The sequence below is a fragment of the Streptomyces sp. NPDC053367 genome (assembly GCF_044545925.1).
GTDB lineage: Bacteria > Actinomycetota > Actinomycetes > Streptomycetales > Streptomycetaceae > Streptomyces.
This window is the reverse complement of record NZ_JBITYN010000011.1, coordinates 116495-130566: the sequence shown is the minus strand read 5'-3', so window position 1 is coordinate 130566 and position 14072 is coordinate 116495. Positions and strand designations below refer to the sequence as shown.

Sequence of the window (14072 nt, the reverse complement as noted above, 5' to 3'; positions counted from 1 at the left end):
GGCGTACGTCCTTACACCGGAAGGAAGTTGATCGGGTGGCTGTCCGTCGCCCACAGGTACTGCACGGCGTAGGCGCGCCAGGGGCGCCAGGCGGCCGCGCGGGCGGTGAGGGCGGCCGGGGTGGAGGGCAGGCCCAGTTCCTGTGCGGCGCGCCGGATGCCCAGGTCGGTGGGGAGGAAGGCGTCGGGGTCGCCGAGGGCGCGCATGGCGATGACGTCGACGGTCCAGGGGCCGAAGCCGGGCAGGGCGAGCAGCCGGGCACGCGCCTCCGCCCAGTCGCTCTCCACGCCCAAGCGCAGCGACCCGTCAGCGAGTTGGCCGACCAGTGTGGCGAACGTCGTACGGCGGGCGCGAGGCATCGCCAGTGACTCCGGGTCCACGGCGGCGAGCGCCTCGGGCGTCGGGAAGAGGTGGGTGAGGCCGCCCTCGGCGTCCTCGACCGGGTCGCCGTAAGCGGTGACCAGACGGGCGGCGTGGGTGCGGGCGGCGGCCGTGGAGACCTGCTGCCCCAGCACGGCCCGGACCGCGAACTCGGCCTCGTCGACCGTGCGCGGCACGCGGCGGCCCGGCGCCTTGTCCACCAGCGGCGCGAGCAGCGGGTCGGCGCGCAGCTGGTCGTCGACGGCGACCGGGTCGGCGTCCAGGTCGAGCATCCGGCGGCAGCGGCTGATCGCGACGGGCAGATCCCGCAGGTCACCGAGGGTGAGCCGGCAGGCGATGTGATCGGGCTGGGGCCGCAGCGCCACGACGCCGTGCCCGTACGGCAGCCGCAGCGTGCGGCGGTAGGCGCCGTCCCGCCACTCCTCCACCCCGGGCACGGCGGTGGCGGCGAGGTGCCCGAAGAGGTTGTCGGGGTTGAGGGGGGCGCGGAACGGCAGCCGCAGGGTGAGGACGCCCGGGGTGTTCTGCGGGCCGTTGCGGGGTGCGCGGGCGCGCAGGTCGGTCGGGGTGAGGGCGAAGACCTCGCGGACGGTGTCGTTGAAGGTGCGGATGGAGGCGAAGCCGGCGGCGAACGCGATGTCCGCCATGGGCAGCGTGGTCGTCTCGATCAGCAGGCGGGCGGTCTGCGCGCGCTGGGCGCGGGCGAGGGCGAGCGGGCCCGCGCCCAGCTCGGCGAGCAGCTGGCGTTCGATCTGCCGGGTGCTGTAGCCGAGCCGGGCGGCGAGGCCGGGGACGCCCTCGCGGTCGACGGTGCCGTCGGCGATCAGCCGCATGGCGCGGGCCACGAGGTCGGCGCGCCGGTTCCACTCCGGGGAGCCGGGGCTGGTGTCCGGGCGGCAGCGTTTGCAGGCCCGGAAGCCGGCCTGCTGGCAGGCGGCCGCGCTCGGGTGGAAGGTCATGTTCTCGGGCTTGGGCGGCACCACCGGGCAGCTGGGCCGGCAGTAGATCCGGGTGGTCAGGACCGCGGTGAAGAACCAGCCGTCGAACCGCGCGTCCTTGGACTGGACGGCCCGTACGCAGTGGTCGCGGTCGGTGTGCATCCCCTTCAGCATGCGTCCAGCATCCGGTACGCACGCCGAAGGGGCTGGCGAGAATCCGACATCAACCTCGGCTGTCCTGCGGCGGCCCGGATCGCCAGGCGGACTCGCGCAGCAGCCGCAGCCCGTTCAGGCCGACCAGCACGGTGGATCCCTCGTGCCCGGCCACGCCGAGCGGCAGTGGCAGGTGCCCGGCCAGGTCCCACACCACCAGGACGGTGATGAAGGTGCCGGCGATCACCAGGTTCTGCCGCACCAGGCGGCGGGCCGTGCGGGAGAGCCGTACGACGGCGGGTACGGCGGCCAGCTCGTCGCGCACGACCACCGCGTCCGCGGTCTCCAGGGCGAGGTCGGACCCCGCTCGGCCCATCGCCACGCCCGAGTGCGCGGCGGCGAGCGCCGGGGCGTCGTTGACCCCGTCCCCGACGAACAGCACCTTGCGGCCGGCCCGTTCCAGGCCGCGTACGGCGTCCACCTTGCCCTCGGGCAGCAGACCGGCGCGTACGTCGGTCAGGCCCGTGGCCCCGGCGACCCGGGCCGCGGTGGCCTCGTTGTCGCCGGTGAGCAGCAGGGGCGCCGAGCCGGTGAGCTCGGTGAGCTCGGCGGTGGTCGCGGCGGCGTCAGGGCGCAGGCGGTCGGTGAGGGCGAGGGTGCCGACGGGGATGCCGTCACGGGTGACCCGGACGACGGTGGCGGCCTCCCGCCCGGCGACCTCCGCCTTCCGCCCGGCGACCTCCGTCTCCCGCCCGGGGGTGCTCACCTCCTGACCGGGGGCGCCCGCCCCCCGACCGGTGTCGGCCTCCCGGCCGGCGGCAGCCTCCCCGCCCTCCCCCGCGTCCCGGCCCACGGTCACCTTTCGGCCCCCGACCGTGGCGGTGACGCCGGCCCCGGGGGTCGCCGTGAAGTCCCGCGCGGCGGCGATCGGCAGGTCACGGGCGCGGGCCGCCGCGACGATCGCGCGGGCCAGCGGGTGCTCGCTGGAGTGCTCGGCCGCGGCGGCGAGGGCGAGGAGCCCGTCCGCGTCGAGGCCGGAGTCCGGCAGGGGCGTCACTCCGGTGACCTCGGGGACGCCCTCGGTGAGGGTGCCGGTCTTGTCGAGGGCGGCGGTGTCGATCTCGCCGAGGCGTTCCATGGCGACGGCGGACTTGACGAGGACGCCGTGCCGGCCGGCGTTGGCGATGGCGGACAGCAGGGGCGGCATGGTGGCGAGGACGACCGCGCACGGCGAGGCGACGATCATGAAGGTCATCGCCCGCAGCAGGGCGTCGGTCACCGGGGCGCCGAAGGCGAGGGGCAGGGCGAAGACGGCCAGGGTCGCCGCCACCACGCCCACGGCATAGCGCTGCTCGACCTTCTCGATGAACAGCTGCGTCGGCGCCTTGGTGCGGGACGCCTCCTCGACGAGAGTGACGATCCGGGCGATGACCGAGTCGGCGGGGTCGCGCTCGACGCGCACGCGCAGGGCGCCGGTGCCGTTCAGGGTGCCGGCGAACACCTCGTCGCCGGGGTGCTTGACGACCGGGAGGGGTTCGCCGGTGATGGTGGCCTGGTCGGCCTCGCTCACCCCGTCGAGGACCGTGCCGTCCGCGCCGATGCGCTCGCCCGGGCGCACCAACAGGACTTCCCCGACGGCCAGTTCGGCCGTGGGGACGGTCTCCTCCCCGTCGGCGGTCAGCCGGGTCGCGGTGGCGGGGGCGAGGTCGAGCAGGCCGCGTACGGCGTCGGCGGTGCGGGCGGTGGCCAGGGCCTCCAGGGCGCCGGAGGTGGCGAAGATGACGATCAGCAGCGCGCCGTCGAGGACCTGCCCGATCGCGGCCGCGCCGAGCGCCGCGACGATCATCAGCAGGTCGACGTCGAGGGTCTTCTCGCGCAGGGCCCGCAGCCCCTTCAGGGCGGGCTCCCAGCCGCCGGTGACGTACGCGACGGCATAGAGAGGCGCATGGGCCCAGGCCGGGGCGCCGCCGAGGTCCAGGGTCAGGGCCGCGAGGAACGCCAGGAGCGAGACGAGCGCCCAGCGGGCCTCGGGCAGGGCGAGGACACGGGTGCGGCGGCGCGGTGGGCCCGCGGCGGGGCGGGCGGGAGCGGATCGGGTGGTGAGGGTCGCTGACACGCCGGCCACCATACAGGAACACTTGAAGACTCATTCATCTGTTCATGCGAGATGGGTAGGATACGTCCATGGGTCATGGAGCCGTCACCACCACCGCCACGGATCGCGTACGCCTCGACGCGGACAACGTCGCCAAGGTGGCCACCACGCTCCAGGCCCTGTCCACCCCGTCCCGGCTGCTGATCCTGGCGCGGCTGCGCGAAGGCCCGCTGCCCGCCACGGAGCTGGCCGCCGAGGTCGGCATGGAGCAGTCCGCCTGCTCCCACCAGCTGCGCCTGCTGCGCAACCTCGGCCTGGTCGTCGGCGAGCGTCGCGGCCGCTCGGTCGTCTACGCCCTGCACGACCACCATGTCGCCGAACTGCTCGACCAGGCCGTCTACCACGTCGAGCATCTGCGCCTGGGCATCAGTGACGCCCGGGACTGACGCCTGCTCAGGCCGTCCGTTCCTGCTGACTGGCCAGCGCCCAGATGACGAACACGTCGATCGCCATCATGATCACGGACCAGACCGGCGCGTACGGCAGGAAGAGGAACTGGGCGATCAGGCTGAGCGCGGCGAAGAAGATGCCCGCGAACCGGGCCCAGGGCGCCGCCTTCAGCAGGCCCGCCCCGGTGACGGCCACCAGCGCGCCCAGGATGACGTGGACCCAGCCCCAGCCGGTGAGGTCCATCTCGTAGACGTAGGAGCCGATGCGGGCGTACACGTCGTCCTCGGCGATGGCCGCGATGCCCTGGAGGACGGCGAGGACGCCGCCGCAGAGCATGAGCACCCCGGCGAAGAGGACGCCGCCGGAGACCCATGGGTCGGGCTGCCCGGGCCCGGCCTGCCGCCCCTTGGGCGTGCTCCAGGCGGTGCCGATGTCGCCCTCCGGCCGTCCGCCGGGCTGTGCTGCGTTCTGGCTCATGGTGCGGTCCCTTTCGGTGATGTTGCCCCCGGTTGCGGTGGTCCCCCCGTGGTGGACGCGGTCCTCCCCGGCTCCCGGTCCTCGGCCAGGAACTCGACGACGGTCAGCGCGAACAGCAGGCCCAGTGCCAGCCCGAAGATCACCCAGCCCGTCGGGTACGGCCACAGGACGAAGGCGAGCACGGCCGCCGCGACGAGGATCCAGGTGATCCAGGTGCGGTAGCGGTGCAGGAACGGGCCCACGGGACCGGTGCGCATGCCCAGCCGGTCCGCGCTGGAGCGCGTCGCGCCGACACCGGAGTGCCACATGTGCCGCAGTCCGGTCGCCCAGCGGCCCGGCCCGCAGAGCCAGGCGGCGACGGCGACGACCACACCGAGCGTGATCACCATCCGCACCCCGGCCCGCAGATAGCGGATCAGCGTGTCGTACACCGACCCGGCGGCCGGCCGGTTCACCCCGGACGGAAGGGCGTCGAGGTACACGCCCCGGAAGACGCTCAGGGCGACGCCGAGTACCAGCACCGAGAAGGCGAGGCACAGCGCCGCGGTGATCAGCACCCGGCGGCGGTGGGCCGAGAGCAGCACGCCGGCCGCGATCAGCAGCAGCGCGACGACGGGCAGCCAGAAGCCGAGCACCTGCAGCAGCCGGAAGTACGTCTTGATCTTGCCGATGTCCTCGGACTCCACCACCGTGAACCGGGCGTGGATCTCGGGGATCTTCTCGGCCACCGTCAGACCCGAGTCGACGAGCCGCGCCTTGACCTCTTCCACGACCGGCCCGAGGTCCACGGTGACCGTGTCGTCGTTCAGCCGCACCGTGCCGTCGCCGCCCCCGGTCAGGGCCTCGTCCACGGCGCTGTGGACGCGGCGGTTGGCCCCGGTCCAGATCTTCTCGAAGGCGTCGGAGGCGACCACCGCCTGCGCCTTGTCGTGGACGAAGCTGGCGACGGCCCCCTCCAGGGAGGGCCCCAGCTTGCCCAGCGCCTTGTCCACCAGGGGCCGCTCGTCCGGCGCCACCCCCTGGAGCAGGTCCTCCAGGTCCAGGTACTGCATCACGGCGTCGGTGACCCGGTCGGCGACCGCGTTCTGCACGTCCTCGTCGGAGGCGAGGGGCTTGACGGTGTCGACGTAGCGGTCGGTGTCGCCGACGATGTCGGCGGTCCAGGCGGCCACCAGGCTCAGCGGGGCGAGGACGCAGCCGAGGACGATGAGCACCACGGAGAAGAAGGCCCGTACCCGGTGGTGCTGCGGGCGGGCGCGCTCGGCCTCCAGGGCCGCGACACGGGCCCGCAGGTGCTCCAGTTCGCCCGGCCCGGCCGAGCCGTACCCTTCCGCCATGGGCCGCTCCCTCCTCGCGCCGGGACGAACCCCGACGCAAGCAAGGACAACCCGCCCGCGCGGCGGCGGCGACCGGGGCGGGGCCCTCCGGGTGAACGGCCCCCGCCCGGCTGTCACCGGTGATGCCGTGCGTCACATGTTGATCATGTGCCCGGCCAGACCGTGGACGGCCTCCTTGACGGCCTCGCCGAGGGTCGGGTGGGCGTGGACGTTGCGGGCGACCTCGTGGACGGTGAGGTCCCACTGCTGGGCCAGGGTCAGCTCCGGCAGCAGCTCGGTGACATCGGGGCCGATGAGGTGGCCGCCGATCAGCTCGCCGTACTTGGCGTCGCTGATCAGCTTGACGAAGCCGACCGTGTCACCGAGGCCGTGCGACTTGCCGTTGGCGGTGAACGGGAACTTGGCCACCTTGACGTCGTAGCCCAGCTCGCGGGCCTGCGCCTCGGTGTAGCCGAAGCTGGCGATCTGCGGCTGGCAGTAGGTGGCGCGCGGGATCATCGCGTAGTCGAGCTCCATCGTCTCGGCGTCCGCGAGGGTCTCGGCCGCGATCACACCCATCGCCTCGGCGGTGTGCGCGAGCATCAGCTTGGCCGTCACGTCACCGATGGCGTAGATGTGCGGGACGGACGTACGGCAGCGGCCGTCGACGTCGATCGCGCCGCGGTCGGTGAGGCGGACGCCGGTCTTGTCCAGGCCGTAGCCCTCGACGTTGGGCGCGAAGCCGATGGCCTGGAGCACCTTGTCGGCCTCCAGCACCTGCTGGGCGCCGTCCTTGCCGGTGACGGTGACCCGCACCTTGGGGCCGGACTCGTCGATGGCGTCCACCCGGGTGGAGGTGAGCACGTCGATGCCGAGCTTGCGGTACTGCTTGGCCAGTTCCGCGGAGACCTCGGCGTCCTCCAGCGGGGCCATGCGGTCCAGGAACTCGACGATCGTGACCTTCACGCCGTAGTTGTGCAGCACGTACGCGAACTCGATGCCGATCGCGCCGGCGCCCGCGATCACGATCGACTCCGGCAGGTCGTCGGCCAGGATCTGCTCCTCGTACGTCACCACGCGCGCGGTGCGCTTGGTGCCCGGGAGCAGCTTCGGCGTGGCGCCGGTGGCGATGATGCAGTTGTCGAAGCCGATGGTGCGGGTGTTGCCGTCGTAGTCGGCGACCTGGAGGGTGTTCGCGTCGAGGAAGGTGCCCCGGCCGTCGAACTCCGTGATCTTGTTCTTCTTCATCAGGTAGTGGACGCCCTTGACGCGGCCGTCCGCGACCTTGCGGCTGCGCCGGAACGCCTCGCCGTAGTCGAAGGAGACCGTGCCGTCCACCTTGATGCCGAAGGTCTTCGCCTCGCGGGTGACGATGTGCGCCAGCTCGGCGTTGCGCAGCAGGGCCTTGGTGGGGATGCAGCCGACGTTCAGACAGACGCCGCCCCAGTACTTCTCCTCCACGACGGCGACTTTCCTGCCGAGCTGAGCGGCGCGCACGGCGGCGACGTACCCGCCGGGGCCGGCGCCGAGTACCACGACGTCGAAGTGCTCGTCCTGCTCGTCCATGGGTGGTCCTCTTCGGTGACGTAGGAGCGGTGCGCAACAGATTGTTTCGCCCGGCCCGGCTCACCGCCACCGAGCCCCACCAAAGGTGATCACCCTCTCAGTGGTTGGGGCCGGCGCGGCTGATGTCGGCGAGGGCCGAGCGGGGGTCGTCGGTGGTGGCGAGGTCGCCGAGGGTGATCACGCCGACGGGGCAGCCGCCGTGCTCGACGACGGGCAGGCGGCGTACGGCGTGCCGGCGCATCAGCTCGGCGGCGTGGTCGGTCGTGTCGTCGGGGGTGAGCGTCACGACCGGCGGCCGGGTGCACACCGTGCCGACGGCCGTGGCCGCCGGGTCGCGGCCCTCGGCGACGACCCGCAGGGCTATGTCGCGGTCGGTCAGCACACCGAACAGGTCGCAGTCGTACGCCACCAGGACGTCGCCGATGTCCTCGTCGCGCATCATCCGCGCGGCCCGCGCCACCGTGGTCATCGGTTCCACGGCCGTCGCGCCGGGCGACATCACGTCACGTATCTGCCGGTTCATGGGCACCTCCCGTGGGTTGCGTACGGCGTTCCGCGGCAGGCTCGGTCCGGCCGGCGCACACCCCGGGTTCCCGTCGGCCGGGCGTGCGGGGGCTCCGCGGCGCTCCTCACACGGCCCGGGTTTCCCCGGCGGACCGGGTCACACGCAGAAGGCGGGTGCGCGTTGATCGCCCGGGGGGCGCGGCCGGGCACGCAGAGGTCACCGACCTCGTGGGCCGGCCGCGCTGCGCCTGGTTCCCCCGCGCCGCTGCCTGCGCGAGCTGCCGCTGTCCCGGCTGCGGACCTGGGCCCCGCCCGACCGCTGCCCGAGCCGCCGGGGTGGCCGCTGCCCCTGCTCCGGGGTGGGGGCTGCCACCTGCTCCGGGGTGGGGGCGTGGCCTACGGCCGCTTCCCCCGCACCGCCCACGCGCGGGCCGTCAGCGCCACCTCGCCCTCCCGCGGCCCGGCCCCGACGCTCCCGGCGAGTGCGTCCCGCACGCGGTCCCGCGCGGCCGGGCCGAGGGAGGCGACGTACGCGGGTGCGGGGCCCTGCCCGGCGAGGAACGGCTCCCACAGGTCGTCGAACCCGGCGAACACCGTCGGCACCTCGATGCCGGTGACCGCCACCTCGGAGAGCCCGGCGCGCGTCCACGTCTCCCGCAGGGCCTCGGGGCGGCACACCGGGAAGCGCCGGCCCTCGTCCAGGGCGGCCGCGGCGGGGTCCACCCCCACGGCGGCGTCCCAGAAGAGGCGCAGAAACCGCATGCCCTCGGCGTAGTCCCAGACGTACGCGGCGACCGTGCCGCCCGGCCGGACCGCCCGGGCCATCGCGGACGCGGCGGCCACCGGCTCCGGCAGGAAGTTCAGCACCAGCCCCGACACCGCCGCGTCGAAGGCGCCCTCGCGCACCGGCAGCGCCACCGCGTCCCCGACGACGCACCGGGCCGGTCCGCCCCCAGCCGCCCGCCCGGCCGCGACGAACGCCTCCGACCGGTCCACGCCCAGCACCAGCCGTGGCCGGCACCGCTCGGCCACGGTCCGCGAGAGCACGCCCGTACCGCAGCCCACGTCCAGCCACCGCAGTCCGTCCCCCGCGCCGCACCACGGCAGGAACTCCCGCGCCACGAGCCTGCTCCAGCGCCCCATGTAGCGCTCGTAGGCGTCCGCACCCGTCCACATGCCGGCCTCAGGAGGTGACGTCTCGGAGCCGCGCGGCGAACGCGGCGTAGGCGGTCTCGTCGAAGAGGACGAACCTGACCTCCTCGACCGCCGTCGCGGTGGCGCGCACGGTGTTCACCGCGATCCGTGCCGCGTCGTCCGTCGGCCAGCCGTGGATCCCGGCGGAGACGGCCGGGAACGCGACCCTACGGGCGCCCAGTTCGTCGGCGACGCGGAGGGACTCGCGATAGCAGGAGGCGAGCAGCTCCGAGCGGTCCTCGTCCCGGCTGTAGCGGGGGCCGACGGTGTGGATGACCCACCGGGCGTCGAGGTCGCCCGCGGTGGTGGCGACCGCCTGACCGGTCGGGAGGCCCTTGCCGTAGTGGGAGGCGCGCAGGCGGCGGCAGTCCTCCAGGACGGCCGGGCCGCCGCGGCGGTGGATGGCGCCGTCGACGCCTCCGCCGCCCAGCAGCGAGGAGTTGGCGGCGTTGACGATCGCGTCGGCGCTCTGCCGGGTGATGTCGCCCTGCACGAGGGTGATGGTGGTCACGGCTGCATCAACCCTTTCCTCTGAGCCGTCTCCAGACCGCCTTCGCCGCGTTGTGCCCGGACATGCCGTGCACGCCGGGGCCCGGCGGCGTCGCCGACGAGCAGATGAACACGGCCGGGTGCGGGGTGCGGTACGGCGCCAGGGACAGCTTGGGCCGCAGCAGGGTCTGCAGTCCGGTGAACGCGCCGCAGGCGATGTCACCGCCGACGTAGTTGGCGTTGCGGGCGGCGAGTTCGGGCGGTCCCGCGGTGGCGCGGGCGAGGACGCGGTCGCGGAATCCCGGCGCGAAGCGCTCCAGTTGGCGTTCCACGGCGTCGGTGAGGTCGCCGGTCCAGCCGTGGGGGACATGCCCGTACGCCCAGAAGACGTGCTTGCCGTCGGGCGCGCGGGTGGGGTCGACGACGCTGGGCTGGACGGTGATCAGGAAGGGGACCTCGGGCGCGCGCCCCTCGCGGGAGACGGCACGCAGGGCGGTCCCGATCTCCGTGCTGGTCGGGCCGATCTGTACGGTGCCCGCGCCGCGGGCCTCCTTCGCGGTCCAGGGCACCGGCCCGTCGAGGGCGTAGTCGACCTTGAAGACGGCGGCGCCGTAGCGGTAGCCGTCGTACCGGTCGCCGAGGCCCGCGATGCGGGCGAGGGCGGTGGGTGAGGTGTCGAAGACGTACGCGCGCGCGGGCGGCAGGTCGTCCAGGCGCTTGACCTCGTAGTCGGTGTGGACGACGCCGCCGTGGGCCCGGAAGAGGGAGGCGAGCGCGTCGGAGATCGACTGGCTGCCGCCCTCGGCGACGGGCCAGCCGCGGGCGTGCGCGGCGAGCGCGAAGACCAGGCCGATCGCACCGGTCGCGAGGCCGTTCAGCGGGGCGATGACATGGGCGACGAGCCCGGCGAAGAGGGCCTTGGCGCGCTCGTCGTGGAAGCGGCGGGTCAGCCAGGTGGACGGCGGCAGGCCCAGCAGACCGAAGCGGGCGAGGGTGACCGGGTCCCGCGGGAGCGCGGTCAGCGGCAGGGACATGAAGTCGCGGACGAGGGTGTCCCAGTGCGGCAGGAAGGGCTCGACCAGTCTGCGGTAGGGGCCCGCGTCGCGCGGGCCGAAGGAGGCGGCCGTCTCGGCGACGGACCGGGACAGCACGGCGGCGGTGCCGTCGTCGAAGGGGTGGGCCATCGGCAGGTCGGCGTGCAGCCAGCGCAGTCCGTGCTCCTCCAGCGGCAGGGCGCGGAAGGCGGGTGAGTTGATGCCGAGCGGGTGCGCTGCCGAGCACGGGTCGTGGCGGAAGCCGGGCAGGGTCAGTTCCTCGGTGCGCGCTCCCCCGCCGACGGTGTCCCGCGCCTCGAACAGGGCCACGGAGAAGCCGCGGCGGGCCAGCTCGACGGCGGCCGTGAGCCCGTTGGGCCCCGCTCCCACCACGACCGCATCGAACATGGTCGGCACCTTCGGACTCCTTCGTCAGCCGATGGCCTGCGGGGTCAGGATATGCCGCGGCACCGACAACACCCGCTCCCCGGACGCCTCCTCACCGGACGCACCCGTACTCCCTGGGGTCAGGCCGCTCCCGACAGCAGGCGCAGCACGCGCCGGGCGGTGGCGGCGTCCCTGGCCGCGGTGAACGGCAGGGAGTTGCCGCCGGTGACGCGGAACGGCTCGCCGGTCAGGGTGAGGTGGGCGCCGCCCGACTCCTCGACCAGCAGCAGGCCCGCGGCGTGGTCCCAGGCCGCCTCCCAGGAGAAGGCGACCGCGTCCAACTGGCCGCGTGCGACGGCCAGGTACTCCAGTCCCGCCGAGCCGCACGCGCGCGGTGCGACACCCTCGGTCCGCAGGCCGAGCAGCGCGCGCTTCTGCTCCTCGGTGGTGTAGTCGGGGTGGGAGGTGGCGACGGCCAGGTCGCGGCCCGGGGTGGGCGGTCCCGCGTACAGCCGCTCGCCGTCGAGGAAGGCGCCCCGGCCGCGTACGGCGGTGGCGAGTTGACCGCGGACGGGCGCATAGGTCCAGGAGGCGAGCACGACGCCGTGCCGGGCGAGGGCGACCAGGGTGCAGAAGCCGTCCTCGCCGCGCACGAACTGCCGTGTGCCGTCGACCGGGTCGACGATCCAGACGGGGGCGTCGCCCCTGATCGCCTCGTACGTCGCGGGGTTGGCGTGCACCGCCTCCTCGCCGACGACGACGGAGCCGGGCAGCAGGGCGCACAGCGCCTCGGTGAGGTACAGCTCGGCCTTGCGGTCGGCGTCCGTCACCAGGTCGTGCGGGCCGTTCTTCTGGTCGACCTCGTGCGCGGCGAGGCGGCGGAAGCGGGGCAGGATCTCGGCGCGGGCGGCCGCGCGGACCGCCTCCTCCACGTCGGCCGAGTGGCGGGCGAGAAACTCGTCGATGGTTTCCGTGTCTTCGATCATGCCTCCATGAGATCACGCGCCACTGACAATCCCCACCCGGGCCGTGCACACCGGGCGGAATCGGCATGAACACCCGGTGACCGGGCTCAGCGCCCCACCGCGTACCCCTGCATGCCCCGCGGGTTCGCCGCCGCCGACAGCACGCCCGTGTCCGGGTCCCGGGCGACCGCGCACAGCCGTCCTTCCGACCAGGCGTCGCCGACGGTGACGTCATGGCCGCGCAGCCGCAGTCCGGCCACGACGTCCTCGGGCATCCGGGACTCCACGGTGAGGCTGCCCGGGCGCATCCCGCGCGGGTAGAAGGAGCCGGGGAAGGAGTCGTTGTGCCAGTTCGGGGCGTCGATCGCGCCCTGCAGGTCGAGGCCGCCGCGCACCGGCGGGCGCAGGGCCGCGGCGAGGAAGAAGTGCAGCTGCCACTGGTCCTGCTGGTCGCCGCCGGGCGTCCCGAACGCCAGCACCGGCACTCCGTCGCGCAGCGCGAGGGTCGGGGTGAGGGTGGTGCGCGGGCGGCGGCCGGGCGTCAGGGAGTTCGGCAGGCCCTCCTCCAGCCAGGTCATCTGCAGCCGGGTGCCGAGCGGGAAGCCCAGCTCGGGCACGACCGGGTTGGACTGGAGCCAGCCGCCGCTGGGCGTGGCCGCGACCATGTTGCCCCAGCGGTCGACGACGTCCAGGTGGCAGGTGTCGCCCCGGGTGCCTCCGTCGGCGCCGACCCGCGGTTCCCCCGGCACCGGTGAGGTGGAGGGCTTGGCGACGGTGGGTTCGCCGACGCCCAGGGCGTCCATCGGGCTGGGCCCGGAAGGGACCGAAGCGGCCACGCGCGCGTGGGCGGGCAGCAGCGGACTGCGCCCGCCCGGGCTCCCCGGCCGCAGCTCGTAGGACGCCTTGTCGCCGATCAGCTTCCGCCGCCCGGCGTTGTACGGCTCCGACAGCAGCTCCGCGACCGGTACCTCGGCGGCGTCGCCGTACCAGGCCTCCCGGTCGGCCATGGCGAGCTTGCAGCCCTCCACCAGCAGGTGCACGTACTCGGCGGACCCGTACGCGGGCAGTTCGGGCGGCAGCAGGGCGAGCTGCTGCAGCAGGACCGGCCCCTGGCTCCAGGGGCCCGCCTTGCACAGGGTCCAGCCGTTCCAGTCGTAGGTCACCGGTGTCTCGTAGGCCGCCGACCAGCCGGCGAGGTCGGCTGCCGTGAGGGTGCCGGTGTGGCGCTCGCCGCTGGTGTCGAGGGTGGGGCGGGCGGACTGCCGCACAAGCGCCTCGGCGATGAAGCCCGTGCGCCACACCTCCCGCGCGGCGTCGATCCGCGCCTCCCGGCCGGCCGCGCCTGCGGTCTCGGCGAGCAGCCGCTTCCAGGTGGCGGCGAGGGCGGGGTTGCGCAGCAGCCGGCCGGGGCGGGGCGCCTCGCCGCCGGGCAGATAGACCTCCGCCGACGACGTCCACTCGGTCTCGAACAGCTCGCGCACGGTCTCGACGGTCGCGCCGACGTTCTCCACGGGCGCGTGCCCGTGCTCGGCGTACCCGACGGCGTACTTCAGCACGTCGGCGAGGTCCTTGGTGCCGTGGTCGCGCAGCAGCAGCATCCAGGCGTCGAAGGCGCCGGGCACGGCCGCGGCGAGCGGGCCGGTGCCCGGGACCAGGCCGAGGCCGAGCGCGCGGTAGTGCGCGACGGTCGCTCCCGCCGGGGCCACGCCCTGTCCGCACAGCACCCGCACCCCGCCGCCCGCGGGGGCGAGCAGGACGGGCACCTCGCCCGCGGGCCCGTTGAGGTGCGGCTCGACGACATGCAGCACGAACGCGGCCGCCACCGCCGCGTCGAAGGCGTTGCCGCCGTCCTCCAGCACGGCCATCGCCGACTGCGAGGCCAGGTAGTGCGTCGTGGACACCATGCCGAAGGTGCCCTGGAGGGTGGGACGCGTGGTGAACACGGGCGGACTCCCCTGCGGTACGGCGTACGGGTCGTGCGATCGTATGCGCCGGGGTGCGGGCGGCGGCAGCCCGCCGCGGGACATATCCGGACATGCGCCACGGCGTCGGCTCGCCCCCGTCACCGCCTGCGTACGGAGCGAGTTGGCACTTCCGCACCACTGCCACTCGTGTGACACTGG

The 14072-nt window shown here is 74.2% G+C and carries 12 protein-coding genes; 1 reads left to right on the top strand and 11 read right to left on the bottom strand.

The features are described from left to right. Window positions 1–11: 11 nt before the first annotated feature. Together ACIGXJ_RS28945 and ACIGXJ_RS28940 are read right to left on the bottom strand one after the other, a co-directional pair. On the bottom strand, window positions 12–1481 hold the full coding sequence (locus ACIGXJ_RS28945) for an AlkA N-terminal domain-containing protein (RefSeq protein WP_399651954.1): 1470 nt from the start codon (window positions 1479–1481) through the stop codon (window positions 12–14). A 61-nt stretch (window positions 1482–1542) separates the two neighbouring features. Continuing rightward, the gene (locus tag ACIGXJ_RS28940; protein WP_399651290.1) at window positions 1543–3600 is read right to left on the bottom strand and encodes a heavy metal translocating P-type ATPase; all 2058 of its coding nucleotides are present in this window, start codon (window positions 3598–3600) and stop codon (window positions 1543–1545) included. A 56-nt stretch (window positions 3601–3656) separates the two neighbouring features. Between ACIGXJ_RS28940 and ACIGXJ_RS28935 the strand changes: the two genes are divergently transcribed. Beyond that, window positions 3657–4013 carry an ArsR/SmtB family transcription factor gene (locus ACIGXJ_RS28935; RefSeq protein WP_399651287.1) on the top strand — a complete coding sequence of 119 codons (357 nt, stop codon included), beginning with the start codon at window positions 3657–3659 and terminating at the stop codon, window positions 4011–4013. 7 nt (window positions 4014–4020) lie between these two features. On the opposite strand, the gene ACIGXJ_RS28930 is transcribed toward ACIGXJ_RS28935, so the two are convergent. The 9 genes from ACIGXJ_RS28930 to ACIGXJ_RS28890 all read right to left on the bottom strand — a co-directional run bounded on the left by ACIGXJ_RS28930 (window position 4021) and on the right by ACIGXJ_RS28890 (window position 13892). Next, window positions 4021–4494: a hypothetical protein gene (locus tag ACIGXJ_RS28930; protein WP_399651284.1), complete on the bottom strand. Its 474-nt coding sequence runs from the start codon at window positions 4492–4494 to the stop codon at window positions 4021–4023. Then, a complete protein-coding gene (locus tag ACIGXJ_RS28925; RefSeq protein WP_399651282.1) occupies window positions 4491–5831 on the bottom strand; it encodes a hypothetical protein in 1341 nt (446 codons plus the stop codon). Before ACIGXJ_RS28925 ends, ACIGXJ_RS28930 begins: the two co-directional genes overlap by 4 nt. 132 nt (window positions 5832–5963) lie before the next feature. Beyond that, complete coding sequence (lpdA, locus tag ACIGXJ_RS28920) at window positions 5964–7376, bottom strand: dihydrolipoyl dehydrogenase (RefSeq protein ID WP_399651279.1); 1413 nt, start codon at window positions 7374–7376, stop codon at window positions 5964–5966. Between the two features lie 97 nt (window positions 7377–7473). Further along, window positions 7474–7899 carry a CBS domain-containing protein gene (locus tag ACIGXJ_RS28915; protein WP_399651276.1) on the bottom strand — a complete coding sequence of 142 codons (426 nt, stop codon included), beginning with the start codon at window positions 7897–7899 and terminating at the stop codon, window positions 7474–7476. Between the two features lie 377 nt (window positions 7900–8276). Then, window positions 8277–9056, bottom strand: a complete 780-nt coding sequence (locus ACIGXJ_RS28910; protein ID WP_399651274.1) for a class I SAM-dependent methyltransferase — start codon at window positions 9054–9056, stop codon at window positions 8277–8279. A 7-nt stretch (window positions 9057–9063) separates the two neighbouring features. Then, window positions 9064–9585 (bottom strand): O-acetyl-ADP-ribose deacetylase, encoded by a 522-nt coding sequence (locus tag ACIGXJ_RS28905; protein ID WP_399651271.1) that lies wholly within the window; start codon window positions 9583–9585, stop codon window positions 9064–9066. A gap of 7 nt (window positions 9586–9592) precedes the next feature. Further along, complete coding sequence (locus tag ACIGXJ_RS28900; protein ID WP_399651267.1) at window positions 9593–11005, bottom strand: phytoene desaturase family protein; 1413 nt, start codon at window positions 11003–11005, stop codon at window positions 9593–9595. A 119-nt stretch (window positions 11006–11124) separates the two neighbouring features. Then, complete coding sequence (locus ACIGXJ_RS28895; RefSeq protein WP_399651263.1) at window positions 11125–11970, bottom strand: inositol monophosphatase family protein; 846 nt, start codon at window positions 11968–11970, stop codon at window positions 11125–11127. Between the two features lie 86 nt (window positions 11971–12056). Next, window positions 12057–13892, bottom strand: coding sequence for a gamma-glutamyltransferase family protein (locus ACIGXJ_RS28890; RefSeq protein WP_399651261.1), 1836 nt, complete (start codon window positions 13890–13892; stop codon window positions 12057–12059). Window positions 13893–14072 lie beyond the last annotated feature (180 nt).